Below are 14,390 nucleotides of genomic sequence, written 5' to 3'. Positions count from 1 at the left end.
GTCGGACATGAACAAGCACCAACGGCAGGACCGCGAGCCTGCCGACCAGACGACATTGCCTGACGATATCGGCAGCGAACTATCGCGCATCACGACAGAGGTCATCGATGTCAGCGATGCACCGCCGCTTGCGCCACCTGCGCCCTTGAGCCCCGACGAGGTTCGCACCATCCTGATGAGTCTGTTGCTGACGATGTTCCTGGCCGCGCTCGACCAGACCATCGTGGCGACGGCGCTGCCGACCATCGGCCGCCAGTTCGACGACGTCAGCAACCTGTCCTGGGTCATCACGGCCTATCTCCTGGCCTCGACGGCGGTAGCACCTGTGTTCGGCACGCTGAGCGACATTTACGGCCGCCGCGTCATGATTACCGTTTCGCTTGTCTTGTTCACGGTCGGCTCGATCCTCTGCGCGGTGGCGCCGAACATGCCGGTATTGATCGTCGCGCGCGGCCTGCAGGGGCTCGGCGGCGGCGGCATCATGCCGGTCGTGCAGACCGTGATCTCCGATGTGGTCTCACCGCGCGAGCGCGGCAGGTATCAGGCTTATTTCAGCGGTGTCTGGATGGCTGCAGGCTTGATGGGTCCCGTGCTCGGCGGCGTATTTGCCGAGCATCTGCACTGGTCGATGATTTTCTGGATCAACGTGCCGCTCGCGGTCGGCGCGCTGTTTCTGCTGCTGCCGAAGATGGGCAAGATCCCCGTGTTTCATCGCCGCCGCAAGGTGGACTGGCTCGGCGGCGTGCTGTTGATGGCGTCTGCAGTCGTCGTCATGCTGGTGCTGAGCTGGGGCGGCAACCGGTATGCCTGGCTGTCGCCGGCGATCATGGCGATGATCGGCGCGGCTGTCGCGCTGGCGTTCGCCTTCGTCTGGCACGCGCGCAATGCCGAGGAGCCGTTTCTGCCGCTGCCGCTGCTGAGTGGAACAGTGGTGCCTTACGCGATGGCGGCCGGCGGCTGCGCGCTGGGCGCCATCACCGCGCTGACCGTGCACCTGCCGCTCTATTACGAGGTCGTCTATCATTTGACCGCGAGCGAAGCGGGGCTTGCGCTGATCCCGCTCGCCGCGGTTTCGACCTGCGGTGCGGCGATCGCCGGACGGACCATGGCGCGCGCCAAACACTACAAGCGCGTGGCGATCGCGGGTACTTCGGCGGCGGCGATCTTCGGTGCGGTGCTGACCGTGACGACGCTGCCGTTGTGGGGCTTGCTGGTCGTGCTGTCGCTGTTCGCGCTCGGGCTCGGCACGACATTCCCGGTCAGCGTGGTCTCGCTGCAGAACGCGGTGGCGCGCGCGCAGATCGGCACTGTGACGGGTGCGATGAATTTCTTCCGCTCGCTGATGTCGTCGTTCATGGTCGCCGCCTTCAGCGCGATCCTCCTGATGGCGCTGGGCGCGGGCATCTCGCTCGGCGAACACCGGGGGCCGGCGAACGCGATTCCGGTCGCCGACATGATCATCGCGTTCCGCTACGTGTTCGGCGCCGCCACCGCGCTGCTGGCCTGTGCCGCGCTCTGCATCATCCTCATGGAGGAACGGCCGCTGGCCGGCCCCGCGACGCCGGCGGAAATGGCGGAGTAGGGCTGCTTGGCTATTCAAGCTGCATACGGACACCCTTCGCGCCGTTGAGCAGCCGCTTTAGGTGAAAGTTGGCCAGAGGATCCTCGGCGTGTGAGCCGACAAGTGCAGCAAAGGCCGGCATTGCATTGCGATCACCGGCCTCAAGCTTGGCGAAAGCTTCGCCATACTGCGATGTCGCCGGCGCCCCGAAACTCGCTGCCGATAAGGGCTCGTAAGCGCGCAATGGTTCGCTGCGCCCACGCAGCATGAGATCGCCGACCGGTCGGCCCCTGAAATTCTCTACCGCGTTTGCAATTGTCGCGCTGACGCAGATCCGGGTGCCGAGAAACTTGTTCGCCGCTTCAAGCCTCGCCGCCGTGTTGATGGTGTCGCCGTAAGCAGTATAGTCAAAGAAGCGGCCGCCCCCGAAATTGCCGACCAGTGCAGGGCCGGCGTGAACGCCGATGCGGGTGGCGCCGAAATTCACGGCTCTCGCCTTCCACCGTTCGCGAAACGCCTCCCCCCATGCGTCGAGCTCCCGCGCGCAGGCGACTGCGCGCGTCGCATAGTCGGGCTGGTCGCTGGGCGCATTGAACAGTACCTCGATCGCATCGCCGATCACCTTTGCCACGGTCCCCTCATGCGCGAAGACGACGTCGGTCATTCCGGCCACATATTGGTTGAGCAGTTCCCCAAGGAGTTCGGGCGCGGCAGTCTCCACGAGCGAGGTGAAGCCGGTTATGTCGGTGAAGATGACCGCAACGTGGCGCCAAGTTACCTCCGTGCTGTCGCCCACGCTGGACGCAAGCCGCTTGGCGAGCTCGGGCGAGAAATAGCGGGAGAGCGAAGCATGGGCGCGCTCGGCTTCCGCCTGACGGCGACGTGTCTCGCGTAGCATTTCGATGTGCCGCAGCGTCTTGTCGATCGTCGCTTCGAGATCGGCGAAATCGATCGGCTTGGTCAGGAAGTCGAATGCGCCGCGATTCATCGCGGTGCGGATGTTGCTCATGTCGCCGTAGGCCGACACGATAATGGTAGATTTCTTGTCCTCGGATTCTTGCAGCTTGGCGAGCAGCGACAAGCCGTCCATTCGTGGCATGTTGATGTCGGCGACCACCAAGTCGACGTGCGGATGCTCTTCTAGCGACTGCAACGCCTCGAGCCCGTCACGCGCAAACATGAAGCTGACCAAACCCTCGCGAACCTGCCGTCGGAATTTCTGAAGGACCAACGCCTCCAGATCCGGCTCATCGTCGACCACGAGGATTGTTGCGGTCATGCGGCTTGCTCGAGCCTGGCATCGATCTCCTGACGCAGCGTCACGAAGTCGATCGGTTTGGTCAGAAGGCCAGTTGCGCCGTTCTCGAGTGCCTTGCGCCTGGTGTCGGCATCGCCATAGGCCGTGATCATGATGACCGGCACCTCGGGCCGCATTTCCTTGATCTTCGGCAGCATTTCCAGCCCCGTCATGCCGGGCATGTTGATATCGGACAGGACCAGGATCAGCGAATGCTCGATGGTCGAGCCGACGCGCGCCAGCGCATCCGGCGCGGAACTGGCGAAGTCCATGACGAAACGCTGCGCGCGCAGATCGCGGCGGAATTGCTGGCGGAACAACGCTTCCACGTCGGGCTCATCATCCACAACCAGAACCAGAACACTCACGGCTATCCTCTAGATTCTGCAAAATTGCTTGTTCGCGGCAACACGATGCGGAATTCGGTGAAATGGCCTTGTTCAGTATCCACGTCAATTGTGCCGCCATGTTGTTTCACGATGATATCGTGGCTCATCGATAGTCCCAAACCGGTCCCTTCGCCGGCCGGCTTGGTGGTGAAGAAAGGGTTGAACATCTTCTCCTTCACCTCGGGCGGAATGCCGGTGCCGTTGTCGCGGATGCGGATTTCGACGGCATCGCCGAGGCTTCTGGTGCTGGCCCGCAGGGTCGGCTCGAAGCCAGGCTCGCCGCCTTCCTTCCGGCGCTTGGTCACGGCGTAGAATCCGTTGGAGACCAGGTTGAGGAACACGCGGGTAATCTCCTGCGGCAACACGTCGATCTGGCCCGCGGCGGGATCTAAGTCGCGCTCCAGCGTTACATTGAATCCCGGCTTCTCGGCGCGGGCGCCGTGATAGGCGAGGTTGAGGCTCTCATCCACCAGTGCGTTGATGTCGGACAGCCGGTGCTCGCCGCCCCCCTCGCGCGAATGCAGGAGCATGTTCTTGACAATGGAATCAGCGCGCTTGCCGTGTTGCACGACTCTGGCAAGGTTGTCCCTCAAAAGCCCCGTCAGTTCGTCGACTTCCGCGCGGACTTTTTCGGCGATCTCGGCCGGCTTGAGGACATCGTTCAGCTCCTCGGTCAATTCGGCTGAGAGGGCGGCGAAATTGTTCACGAAGTTGAGCGGGTTCTTGATCTCATGCGCGATGCCGGCGGTGAGCTGGCCGAGCGAAGCGAGCTTTTCGGTCTGCACCAGGCGGTCCTGCGCGGTACGGAGGTCGTCAAGGGATTTTGATAGTTCGCTGGTACGTTGGCGCAGCTCGTTAAGGAGCCGGGCATTTTCGATCGCGATCACCGCCTGGGAGGCGAAATTCTGCACCAGCGCGATCTGCTTGTCGGTGAAGGGGCGGACCTCCTGACGGTAGATGCCGATGCTGCCGACGAGGTGACCCTCCTTGAGCATGGGCACTTGCAGTAGCGTGCGGGCGCCGCCGATCTCCGCGAGAGCGATCATGCCCGGATAGCGCTCAAGATAGGACTCATCCTGCAGGACATCATGGACGTGAACCGGCTGCTTCGAGTTCACGAGGCGGCCCAGCGGAATCTTGGCGTTGATGCGGATGGGATTCTGCGCAAGGAATTCGCTGTAGTCGGGAGGCAAATTCCACATGCCGACCGCACGAAATTGATCGCCCTCCAACAGGCGCAGCATCGCAAACTTCGCCTCGCAGAGGCGCACCGCGTTTTCCAGCATGGCCTGGAACACCGGCTCAAGCTCACCGGGCGAAGCACTGATCACCCTAAGTACGTCAGCGGTGGCAGTTTGCTGCTGCAGGGATTCCGTCAGTTCGTGCGTTCTTGCCTGCACCTCCTCGAACAGGTGGACATTGCCGATGGCGATCACCGCTTGGTCGGCAAAGGTCTGAAGCAGGCTGATCTGTTTGTCGGTAAACGGGTGCACCTCCGTACGTCTAAGCAAGATCGCGCCGATGCTTTCGTTCTCGCGCAGCAGCGGCGCGCTCAATATGCTGCGAATGCCTTCGCTTCGCGACAGCTCTCGGGCTTCCGGAAACTCGCTGCCGTCCTCCGAAAACACGTCGCCCACATGTATCGGCATCTTGTCCACAACCGAGCGTCCGGCGACATAATCACGGTTAATCGCGCGCTTCTCGCCAAATATGACGGGTATTGGGCCATGATGTGCTTTGTAGCTGAGATGATCGTCTTCTTTCAGGTACACGATAGCATCATTGGCGTCGCAAAGCTCGCAGGCACTCTCGACAATGGCGTCGAGCACCGGTCCGACGTCGGTTGGTGAGGACGCGATGACGCGGAGGATATTGGCGCTGCCGGTCTGGTAGGTAAGGGCTTCCGAGAGATCGCGGGTGCGCTGCCGGACCTCGTTGAACAAGCGCACATTCTCGATCGCGATCACGGCCTGGTCGGCGAAGGTGGCGACGAGATCGATTTGCTGCTGCGTGAACGGCTCGACCCGCTTGCGCGCCAGTACGATCACCCCGATCGGTTCGCTCTCGCGCAACAATGGCACGCCAAGGGTCGTCCGCTGGCCGGCCAGCGTGGTCGTTTCATGCAGTGTGTATTCGGGATCAGCCACGACATCCGCAATTTGGACCGGGCGACTCTCGAGCACAGCGCGGCCGGTAACCGTGCCGCGGTCAACGGGCAGCGGATGATTCGTGAGGAAGTCGATATAGGCCTCGGTGTAGCCGACGGCGGCTCCCGCCCGATACTCGTCGCCGACGCGGCGCATGATGAAGGCCATATCGGCGTCACAAAGCTGCGCCGCCGAATTCACCAGCGTATCGAGCACCGGCTGCAGGTCGAAGGTAGAGCGGCTGATGGTCTTGAGCACGTCGCCGACCGCCGTCTGCTGCCGCAAGGACTCGCTGAGATCATTGGTCCGCGCCTGCACCTCGTTGAACAGTCCGACGTTCTTGATCGCGATGACGGCCTGGTCGGCGAACATCTGCAGCAGGCGGACGTGCTGTTCGCCGAACGGGCCGGGCGCGACGCGGGTCACCGTGATGATGCCGACCGGTTCGCCGTCATTCATCAGCGGCGCGAACAGCATGCTGCGATAGCCGCGGGCGCGCGCGATGTCGCGCGCCGCCGGTTCGAGATCGGTATCGGGCAGCTCCGCCGGCGCGCCCTCGCGCGTCAGCTGGTAGGGCGGAAACTCGGCGAGCGGGACCGGGAACGAGGATTGCAGCACGGCATCGCCCTGCGCGTCGGTCGGCGTGAAGGCAGCCAGATGAATCCTTCCGTCGCTGTAGCGGAACACAGCGGCCGAGAAGCCGCCGATCAGGCGGTTGGCACTGTGCGCGATCGCATCGAACACCGGCTGCACGTCGGAGGGCGAGGAGGCGATCACCTTCAAGATATCGGCGGTGGCAGTCTGCCGTTCCAGCGCCTCCTTCGTCTCGTTGAACAGCCGCGCGTTTTCGATCGCGATCACGGCCTGGTCGGCGAAGGTCTGCAACAGCTGCGCGTGATGGGGTGCGAAGGCGCCGGGTTCGGCGCGGGTCACGCTGATCATGCCGACGGACGTACCGCGGTTCATCAGCGGCGTGAACAACACGCTGCGGAAGCCGCGCAGCCGGGCCAATTCGCGGTTCGCTTCCGGCACCTCTTCGGCTTCGGTGTCGGCGAACTGGACGGTCTCGCCGTTGCGGACCAGTGCAAAGGTCGGGAATTCCGCAAGCTTCCGCGGGAAGGAGGACTTTAGCGCTTCATCGGCCTCGGGACTGGTCGGCGTGTAGGCTACGAGGTGAAGCTCATCGTCAATGAAGTGCAGCACCGTGGTCGAAAATCCGCCAAGCAGGCGCTTGGCGCTCGACGCGATAGCCTCGAATACCGGCTGCACATCGGAGGGCGTGGAGGCGATCACCTTCAGGATTTCGGCCGTGGCGGTCTGCCGCTCCAGTGCCTCGGGTGTCTCGCTGAACAACCGCTCATTTTGGTCGCGCGCCAGCGCCAGTTCGCGGCGCAGCCCCGCATTCTCCAACTCAAGTTCGATCTGGCGCGCCTTCGCCTCATCGCGTTCGGCGCGCGCGGATTCGAGGCGCGACTCCACTTCGGCGATGGCTGACCCCAACTCATCGATCGCGACCGACATGTCCTCGGGAAACGTCGCCATTCCGACACCGTGCCTGACGCGCGGGCAGGGCCAAACAGGCCGCCTTGCCCCGGTTCCAGTCAGATTATTTCATCCCGGAAGCGTTAGAGCCAGCGCTCATGGAGGTCTTAAGGCAGCCTTTCTGCCCGGTCGCCCATCTCACGTCACCTTGATCGCGTGAGGAAACGCGTGATCGCGCCCCCGAGCCTGGCGTTTTCCAGCGGCTCGGCAAGCGAGCCCTTTGCAGCTGCGACGAGGCTGTCAGGCGCATCGCCCTTGCTGCGCACCATCTCGCAGCAGGCCAGCGCGAAGCCGATGGTGAATTCCGGATGTGCCTGCACCGAAAACGTGGTGTCGCCGGCGTAGAGCAGCCCGGCATGCGGCGTGAAATCCGAGGACAGGATCGTTTGGGCGCCCGCTGGCGGCGTGATGACCTGATCCTGGTGCGAGCAGGCGAGCGCGATGTGCGTGCCTTCGATCAGGCCATTGCCGGCCGCTACGTCGTAGACGTGCCTTCCCAGCCCCCAACCTTTCTCCGACTTGCGCACCGTGCCGCCCAACGCCTGCGCGATCAGTTGATGACCGAAGCAGACGCCGACCATGGACACCTTGCTCTCATTTGCTGTGCGCACGAATTCTTCGAGCGGCGCGATCCACTCGAGCCCGTCATAGACGCCGGCCGGCGATCCCGTGATGAGGATCGCCTCCAGCCCGCCGATATCAGGCAGCGGCTCGCCGGCGGCAATGCTGACGGTATTGAACGTGACGGAGGGGTCGGCAGCGCCAACATATGCTCGAACATCTGCGGATACGTTCCGTGGAGCTCGCGGTTTTTCGGGCTGACCAGTCCGGTCTCCAGGATCGTAATACGCGGCATGAGCGGGTATCCGGTAATCTGTTGCGTCGCTCCTCAGGTCCCCGGCCGCGACACCTCGGTCTCCTTGCTGGTGATGAATTCCAGCAGCACCGGGACACCTTCTTTGGTCTTCGCAATGCCGCGCTGGATGGCGGGGATGATGTCTTCCGGCCTCAACACCCGTTCGCCATAGCCGCCGAACGCGCGCGCCATCGCCGCGTAGTCGCCGGAAATGTCGGTGGAGCGGTATTTCTCGGTCGAGATCGGCATCACCTTCAATTCGATCGCCATGGAAAAATTGTTCAAAAGGATCGACATGATCGGGATGCGCTCGCGCACCGCGGTTTCGAAATCCATGCCGGTGAAGCCGATCGCGGCATCGCCCCAGACATTGATGCAGAGCTTGTCGGGTTTTGCCAGCTTGGCGCCCATGGCAAGGCCGAGGCCGTAGCCGAGCTGCGTGGTCTTGCCCCAGCCGATATAAGAGAGCGGTTCGACCGATTTCCAGAACGGCGAGAGCTGGTCGCGCGGGCTGCCGGCATCATGGGTGATGATGGTGTTGTTGATGTCGACGGTATGCTGCAGATCCCACAGCACGCGGTAGGGGTTCAGCGGCGCATCGTTATGCGTCAGCTTCGGCATCCATTTCGCCAGCCACTCCTTGTGCGAGGCCGCGATCTCGGCGGCTACTGCCGTCGCGTCGCGATCCGTCGTAACGGTCTTGACGATCTCTTCCAATAGCGCGTCGAGCACGAGCCCGGCGTCGCCGACCAGGCCGATTTTGGCCTCGACATCCTTGTTGAGATGGTTGGGGTCGAGCGTCGAATGGATGATGGTCTTGCCCTTGGGCATGGCGATGCCGAATGACGTCTCGGTGAACGAGCAGCCGATGCCGAAGATCACGTCGGCTTCGCCCAGGAATTTCGGCACCGCGCGCGGCACGGCGAGGCCGCCCGACCCCAGCGACAGCGGATGCGTCTCCGGAAAGGATGATTTGCCGCCAAGGCTGGTTGTGACCGGGATGGCGAGGCGCTCGGCCAGCCGCCTGAGCTGCGGCCAGGCTTTGGCGTAATGCACGCCCTGGCCGGCATAGATCACCGGGCGCTTCGCCGCGACAAGGAGAGCCGCCGCTTCCTTCACATGCAGGGGATCCGCGCCGTAGCGGGTGCGCAGCACCGGCGTGTAGTTCAGCGGTTCCGGCACTTCCTCGTTCCACATGTCGGCCGGGATTTCGACGATGACCGGCCCGCCGCGGCCGTTCTTCAGTTTGGTGAACGCGCGCCGGAAAATGTTGCAGACCTCAGTGGCGATGTTGATCGGCTCGGACGATTTCGAGAACGCCTTCATCGCCTGGCTGGAGTTGAAGTTCGGGTCGATATTGGCGAGGCGGCGCGCATAGCCCATCGGCAGCACCAGCACGGGCACCGATTCGCCGTAACATTGCGCCACGCCGCCCATCGCGTTCTCGGCGCCGGGCCCGTGCTGCATGCAGAACGCGCCGATCGATTGCCCTGAGGTGACGCGCGAGATCGCGTCCGCCATGTGAACGCCGATGCGTTCCTGGCGCACCATCACCGGGCGGATGTCGGCATTGGCGGCATATTCAATGAGATGATTGACCGGGTAGCCGCAGAGGATTTCGATCCCCTCCCGCTTCATGATTTCCGCAATGGCGGCGCCGAGCTTCATGACGGTCTCCCCCTGGATTGCAGGCCGGTTCGGTCCGGCCGAGTTGTGACAGTTGGAGCAGGATTTTACCGCGCGGTAAAGCGCGCGGCGCGTGCGTGCGGAAGTGCTGATATGCGTTTTGCCGCCTGACGGGCTCGTTCGGTTCCGCGCCCAGCGTAACTTCTGAGAACGACTTTCGGATCGGCCGTTGTGCCCGGTCCCTTATTCAACGCCGCGGCGGCCCACCCGTATGATTCCGGGGCACAGATTCTTCGCCCGCCTTAATCAATCGTTCAGTCTGTTCGTCAAGGCCTCTTCAACCGTTCCGACCTAGAGTTTAACCAGTATGGCGCGGGAGAATTCGGGGAGCGTCGGTAGGAGTTTGTCATGCGTCGATTAATAGCACGATTTGTCGATGATGAATGCGGTGCTACCGCCATCGAATACTGCATCATTGCGGCTGGCATCAGCATCGTGATCGTTACCGCCGTCAATGGCATCGGCAGTGTGCTCAACACGAAATTCACCGACGTCAGCACCTCGCTCAAATAGCGGTAAGGCCGCGCTGGCATCATGCAAGAGCTGCTGTTTGGGCCAACGTTGGTGACCTGGGGGCCACCAATCCTGGCCTATGTGCAGCAGAATCCGTGGCGCGTATTCTACGCGATATTGGTCGCAGCCCTGCTGATCGATTGGATGGTCAACGACCGCTCGTCTGGCAGTTGCAATGGCGGGCTGGACCTTGGCAGCGGGGACGGGGACGGCGGCGGAGATTGAAACCGGCGCTATTTGTCTTCCCCGTCCGCATTGAGCGCCCGCATCATCGCGATGCGTGCGAACATCAGCCAGCCGCCGCCGGTCTCCGCCGCATTGATCAGATTCTCGACTGCGATCTGCCAGTGCGCCTCGTGCTGCACTTTTTCCGGCAATGCCATGACGTGGTCGGCGGCCTGCTGCAGCGTCGCGAGCCTGCCTCCGCCGCGAAGCGCTATCGGGTCATCGAACGGGGTTGACCAGGGCATCGCGCGCTAGAAGATGCTATCGCGCTCCTTGCCCAATCATCCGGCCTTCTTGGTACGGGCGGCTGATCGCGCCGGCTTCTCCGCCTTCTTCGGCGCTTCCTTAACGGTTTCCTTGGCCGTCTCCTTGGCGCCGCGTTTGCCGCCGCCGCTGATCGGCAACAGCATCTCGCGCTGGCCGGCGGCGGCCTTCTTCGGCTTCTTGCCCTTGGCCTGACCCTTTTCTTGGGCCTTGGCGGCAGGGGTGGCCTGCTTTTCGCTGGCGAGGCTGCGCTTGAGCGCATCCATCAGGTTGATGACGTTGCCGGTGGTTTTCGGGGCAGCCTTCGCCGTGGTGCTCAGGCCGTTGCGCTTCTGATTGATCAGGTCGATCAGCGCCTGCTCGTAGCGGTCCTCGAATTGTTCAGGCTCGAACGATCCGGACTTCTGCTCGACGATATGCTTAGCGAGATCAAGCATATCCTTGGTGATCTTCACGTCCTGGATATCCTCGAAATATTCCGTCTCGCTGCGGACTTCGTAGGGGTAGCGCAGCAGCGTTCCCATCAGCCCCTTGTCGAGCGGCTCCAGCGCGATGATGTGTTCGCGGTTGGTCAGCACCACGCGTCCGATCGCGACCTTGTCCATGTTGCGGATGGTTTCGCGGATCACCGCGAATGCGTCGTGGCCGACCTTGCCGTCCGGCACGAGGTAGTAGGGGCGGATCACGTAACGGCTGTCGATATCGGCCCTCGGCACGAACTCGTCGATCTCGATGGTGCGGGTCGACTCCAGCGCGAGTTCGTCAAGCTCGTCCTTCGTCACCTCGATGTAGGTGTCGGTGTCGACCTTGTAGCCCTTCATGATGTCGTCGTTGGCGACTTCCTCGCCGGTGTCGGCGTCAACCTTGGCGTATTTGATCCGATGGCCGGTCTTGCGGTTGATCTGGTTGAACGAGACCTTCTCGGTGTCCGACGTCGCCGGATAGAGGGCGACCGGACAGGTCACGAGCGAAAGGCGCAGAAAACCCTTCCAATTGGCGCGGGGGGCCATAGGGATACTCCGAAGACGCGACAGACGACCGGTGAGGATACCATCGGATCGCCGCCTCTCAAACACGGCGGGGCAGGGAATCGCGCAACGGCGTTAATGCTGCACGGCCCCGTTCTGCGGCAGGCCTGCGACCTTTTGGATGCTGCTGCCGCGCGGCACGGCCCGAAGGGCCGGAACATCGCTTCCGATCATGCGTTGCTTCAGCCGGCGGTGTCGAAGCATTCGCTGGCATTACAGGCACTTACTCGAAGAGGTCCCCATGGCAACGCAACGACATGGCCAGATCGTCGAAACCCCAACCGAGGCGCGCCAGGCCGAACCCGGCCCGTCGGTGCTCGCGCTCCTGACGGTTTCGACCGGGCTCGCGGTTCTGATCCTGGGCATCGTCTGGTTCGTATTCTTCCGCACCTGAGCGACTGACCGGGCGACGCGATCGGACTTGCCCGTCGCTCGCGGACGGGAAGCTGTCCCGCCTTTTCGGAAGTTGTCGCGCAAGCGGCCTGCCGGGCCCCCCTTATAACCCCCTTGGGTCAGTCAATTGGCCATGCTAGGCGTTCGGCTCGCAGCCATGCCCGGCCGCCCGAAAAGCGCGATGACGAAAAAGTAACTTTGCCCCATGCCCCTCGTTCATGGCCCGTTCACGCCGTTTAGCCTCATCTTGAGACCTGATATCGTAGGGCTCACTTTTGGAGGCCAGCTTGCGCCTGCTCGTTGTTGAGGACGATCCGGATCTCAACCGTCAGCTTACGACGGCTTTGACGGATGCCGGTTATGTGGTCGATCGCGCGTTCGACGGTGAGGAGGGGCATTTCCTCGGTGACAGCGAACCTTATGACGCCGTTGTGCTCGACATCGGGTTACCCAAGATGGACGGCATCTCGGTCCTGGAGGCGTGGCGCCGCGGCGGCCGCGCGATGCCGGTCCTGATCCTCACCGCGCGCGACCGCTGGAGCGACAAGGTGCAGGGATTTGACGCCGGCGCCGACGACTACGTCGCCAAGCCGTTCCACCTCGAAGAGGTGCTGGCGCGGATCCGCGCGCTGCTGCGCCGTTCCGCCGGTCACGCCCAATCCGAGCTGACCTGCGGTCCGGTCTCGCTGGATACCCGTACCAACAAGGTTACCGTCAACGGTAATTCGGTTAAGCTCACCTCGCATGAATATCGTTTGCTCGACTATCTCATGCATCACACCGGGCGCGTGGTGTCGCGCACCGAACTGGTCGAGCATCTCTACGATCAGGACTTCGACCGCGACTCCAACACCATCGAGGTGTTCGTCGGCCGCATCCGCAAGAAACTCGAGGTCGACATTATCCAGACCGTGCGCGGGCTCGGCTATCTGCTGACGCCGCCGTCGCCCGGGACTTGATTTGCTCGTTGTTTAATTCGAGCATGCCCCCATCCGAAGGCTGGTCTCCATCCTTCGGGTCGAGGCCTTAAAGACATGCTTTTCTGGATCGTGCCCTGATGCGTGGAAGCTCGCTCGCCACGCGCTTGTTCCTGTCGGCGACCGCGTGGGTGGTCGTGATCCTGGTCATAACGGGCGTGATCCTGTCGTCGGTCTATCGCAACGCGACCGAGCGCGCCTTCGACCGCCGCCTCAACCTCTATCTCCGCACCCTGATCGCCGAGGTCGCGACCCCGGACGAGCCGCCCGACCACCAGTTCCAGTCGCTCGGCGAGCCGCTGTTCGAATTGCCGCTGTCCGGCTGGTACTGGCAGATCGTCCGTACCGACGAGAAGGCCGAGACGCGGGCGTCGCGTTCGCTGTGGGACAAGAAGCTGCCGAAGCTCGAGGAGATCGGCGCTGAGCTGACCCCCGCCGGCATCCGTCTCGGTTACGTCGACGGGCCCGAGGGTCAGAGCCTGCGGGTCGTCGAGCGGCCGGTCGACCTCGGCGCCGACGGCAAGTTCCTGGTCAGCGTGGCCGGCGACGCATCGGAGATTTTCGACGAAATCCGCGCCTTCGACTATTATCTCGGCGGCACCTTCGCAGCGCTCGGCATCGTGCTGCTCCTGACCACGATCTTCCAGGTCCGCTTCGGGCTGGCGCCGCTCAAGCGCATTTCTGAATCGATCGCCGACATCCGCTCCGGCCGCGCCGAACGGCTGGAAGGCGAGTTTCCCGTCGAGATCGCGCCTCTGGCGCGCGAGACCAACGCGCTGATCGACGCCAACCGCGAGATCGTCGAGCGCGCACGTACCCATGTCGGCAATCTCGCCCACGCCATCAAGACGCCGCTCTCCGTCATCGTCAACGAGGCTTCCGCCCACGCGGTAGATTCCTTTGCCAGCAAGGTCTTGGAGCAGGCCGATGTGATGCGGGATCAAGTGGCGCATCATCTGGAACGGGCGCGCATCGCCGCGCGCGTCACCATCGTCGGCACCGTCACGGAGGTCGCGCCCGCCATCGAGGCGCTGCGGCGGACCATGGAAAAGATCCACCGGGATCGCAGCATCACGATCGCGGTGAAGGCCGATGCGCAAGCCAAGTTCCGCGGCGAGCGCCAGGACCTCGAGGAGATGGCCGGCAATCTGGTCGACAATGCCTGCAAATGGGCGGCCTCGCAGGTCTTGATCGAGGTGAGGGTGGAGCCGCCGTCGGAGCCCCGTGCCGGGCCCCGGCTGCGGATCATTGTCGATGACGATGGCCGCGGATTGTCCGCCGCCGAGCGCGCGCAGGTGTCCCGGCGCGGCCAGCGCCTGGACGAGTCCAAGCCGGGTTCCGGGCTCGGGCTTTCGATCGTGGTCGATCTCGCCGGCCTCTATGGCGGCAGCCTTGCCCTGGGCGACGCCCCGATCGGCGGGTTGCGGGCGGAACTGGTGCTGCCGGGGGTCTGAACGCCTCGCCCGGCTGATTACCTGGGGTGGGGGGAGGGCATCCTTCAATGCCTGAGGT

The 14,390-nt window shown here is 63.2% G+C and carries 12 protein-coding genes and 1 pseudogene; 6 read left to right on the top strand and 7 right to left on the bottom strand.

All coding sequences use genetic code 11. From position 1 onward, the window contains the following. Window positions 1-7: 7 nt before the first annotated feature. Window positions 8-1,582 carry an MDR family MFS transporter gene (locus C7G61_RS05415; RefSeq protein WP_108513452.1) on the top strand — a complete coding sequence of 525 codons (1,575 nt, stop codon included), beginning with the start codon at window positions 8-10 and terminating at the stop codon, window positions 1,580-1,582. 10 nt (window positions 1,583-1,592) lie between these two features. Here C7G61_RS05415 and C7G61_RS05410 read toward each other — a convergent pair whose 3' ends face one another. The 5 genes and pseudogenes from C7G61_RS05410 to C7G61_RS05390 all read right to left on the bottom strand — a co-directional run bounded on the left by C7G61_RS05410 (window position 1,593) and on the right by C7G61_RS05390 (window position 9,571). Continuing rightward, a complete protein-coding gene (locus tag C7G61_RS05410) occupies window positions 1,593-2,840 on the bottom strand; it encodes an adenylate/guanylate cyclase domain-containing protein (RefSeq protein ID WP_108513060.1) in 1,248 nt (415 codons plus the stop codon). Next, on the bottom strand, window positions 2,837-3,226 hold the full coding sequence (locus C7G61_RS05405; RefSeq protein WP_108513059.1) for a response regulator: 390 nt from the start codon (window positions 3,224-3,226) through the stop codon (window positions 2,837-2,839). The genes C7G61_RS05410 and C7G61_RS05405 overlap by 4 nt, the downstream gene beginning before the upstream one ends. 2 nt (window positions 3,227-3,228) lie before the next feature. Next, window positions 3,229-6,936: a GAF domain-containing protein gene (locus tag C7G61_RS05400; RefSeq protein WP_244608133.1), complete on the bottom strand. Its 3,708-nt coding sequence runs from the start codon at window positions 6,934-6,936 to the stop codon at window positions 3,229-3,231. 143 nt (window positions 6,937-7,079) lie between these two features. Then, a pseudogene (locus C7G61_RS05395) lies at window positions 7,080-7,792 on the bottom strand (type 1 glutamine amidotransferase). Between the two features lie 33 nt (window positions 7,793-7,825). Next, window positions 7,826-9,571, bottom strand: a complete 1,746-nt coding sequence (locus C7G61_RS05390; protein WP_274542261.1) for a thiamine pyrophosphate-requiring protein — start codon at window positions 9,569-9,571, stop codon at window positions 7,826-7,828. Window positions 9,572-9,826: 255 nt separating this feature from the next. On the opposite strand from C7G61_RS05390, the gene C7G61_RS05385 reads away from it, so the two are divergent. Together C7G61_RS05385 and C7G61_RS05380 are read left to right on the top strand one after the other, a co-directional pair. Beyond that, window positions 9,827-9,991 carry a Flp family type IVb pilin gene (locus tag C7G61_RS05385; protein ID WP_108513057.1) on the top strand — a complete coding sequence of 55 codons (165 nt, stop codon included), beginning with the start codon at window positions 9,827-9,829 and terminating at the stop codon, window positions 9,989-9,991. 21 nt (window positions 9,992-10,012) lie between these two features. Further along, window positions 10,013-10,216 carry a hypothetical protein gene (locus tag C7G61_RS05380; protein WP_108513056.1) on the top strand — a complete coding sequence of 68 codons (204 nt, stop codon included), beginning with the start codon at window positions 10,013-10,015 and terminating at the stop codon, window positions 10,214-10,216. A gap of 8 nt (window positions 10,217-10,224) precedes the next feature. Here the strand turns inward: C7G61_RS05380 and C7G61_RS05375 are convergent, their stop codons facing one another. Beyond that, complete coding sequence (locus tag C7G61_RS05375; protein WP_108513055.1) at window positions 10,225-10,461, bottom strand: hypothetical protein; 237 nt, start codon at window positions 10,459-10,461, stop codon at window positions 10,225-10,227. Window positions 10,462-10,497: 36 nt separating this feature from the next. Continuing rightward, window positions 10,498-11,490, bottom strand: a complete 993-nt coding sequence (gene ku, locus C7G61_RS05370) for a non-homologous end joining protein Ku (RefSeq protein WP_108513054.1) — start codon at window positions 11,488-11,490, stop codon at window positions 10,498-10,500. A 259-nt stretch (window positions 11,491-11,749) separates the two neighbouring features. Here ku and C7G61_RS44495 point away from each other — a divergent pair, with 259 nt between their 5' ends. The 3 genes from C7G61_RS44495 to C7G61_RS05360 all read left to right on the top strand — a co-directional run bounded on the left by C7G61_RS44495 (window position 11,750) and on the right by C7G61_RS05360 (window position 14,332). Continuing rightward, window positions 11,750-11,902: a hypothetical protein gene (locus tag C7G61_RS44495; protein WP_190241678.1), complete on the top strand. Its 153-nt coding sequence runs from the start codon at window positions 11,750-11,752 to the stop codon at window positions 11,900-11,902. Between the two features lie 286 nt (window positions 11,903-12,188). Then, on the top strand, window positions 12,189-12,860 hold the full coding sequence (locus C7G61_RS05365; RefSeq protein ID WP_108513053.1) for a response regulator transcription factor: 672 nt from the start codon (window positions 12,189-12,191) through the stop codon (window positions 12,858-12,860). 98 nt (window positions 12,861-12,958) lie between these two features. Further along, window positions 12,959-14,332 carry a sensor histidine kinase gene (locus tag C7G61_RS05360; protein ID WP_108513052.1) on the top strand — a complete coding sequence of 458 codons (1,374 nt, stop codon included), beginning with the start codon at window positions 12,959-12,961 and terminating at the stop codon, window positions 14,330-14,332. The last annotated feature ends 58 nt before the right edge of the window (window positions 14,333-14,390 follow it).

Origin of the sequence: Bradyrhizobium algeriense (assembly GCF_003062295.1) — a bacterium.
Classification (GTDB): domain Bacteria; phylum Pseudomonadota; class Alphaproteobacteria; order Rhizobiales; family Xanthobacteraceae; genus Bradyrhizobium; species Bradyrhizobium algeriense.
This window is presented reverse-complemented; position numbering and strand designations above follow the sequence as displayed.

Bases quoted from the DNA above. Each gene is read 5' to 3' on its own strand.
- C7G61_RS05360 (WP_108513052.1), top strand. From the start codon at position 12,959: ATGCGTGGAAGCTCGCTCGCCACGCGCTTGTTCCTGTCGGCGACCGCG.
- C7G61_RS05380 (WP_108513056.1), top strand. From the start codon at position 10,013: ATGCAAGAGCTGCTGTTTGGGCCAACGTTGGTGACCTGGGGGCCACCA.
- C7G61_RS05375 (WP_108513055.1), bottom strand. From the start codon at position 10,461: ATGCCCTGGTCAACCCCGTTCGATGACCCGATAGCGCTTCGCGGCGGA.
- C7G61_RS05400 (WP_244608133.1), bottom strand. From the start codon at position 6,936: ATGGCGACGTTTCCCGAGGACATGTCGGTCGCGATCGATGAGTTGGGG.
- ku (WP_108513054.1), bottom strand. From the start codon at position 11,490: ATGGCCCCCCGCGCCAATTGGAAGGGTTTTCTGCGCCTTTCGCTCGTG.
- C7G61_RS44495 (WP_190241678.1), top strand. From the start codon at position 11,750: ATGGCAACGCAACGACATGGCCAGATCGTCGAAACCCCAACCGAGGCG.
- C7G61_RS05385 (WP_108513057.1), top strand. From the start codon at position 9,827: ATGCGTCGATTAATAGCACGATTTGTCGATGATGAATGCGGTGCTACC.
- C7G61_RS05415 (WP_108513452.1), top strand. From the start codon at position 8: ATGAACAAGCACCAACGGCAGGACCGCGAGCCTGCCGACCAGACGACA.
- C7G61_RS05410 (WP_108513060.1), bottom strand. From the start codon at position 2,840: ATGACCGCAACAATCCTCGTGGTCGACGATGAGCCGGATCTGGAGGCG.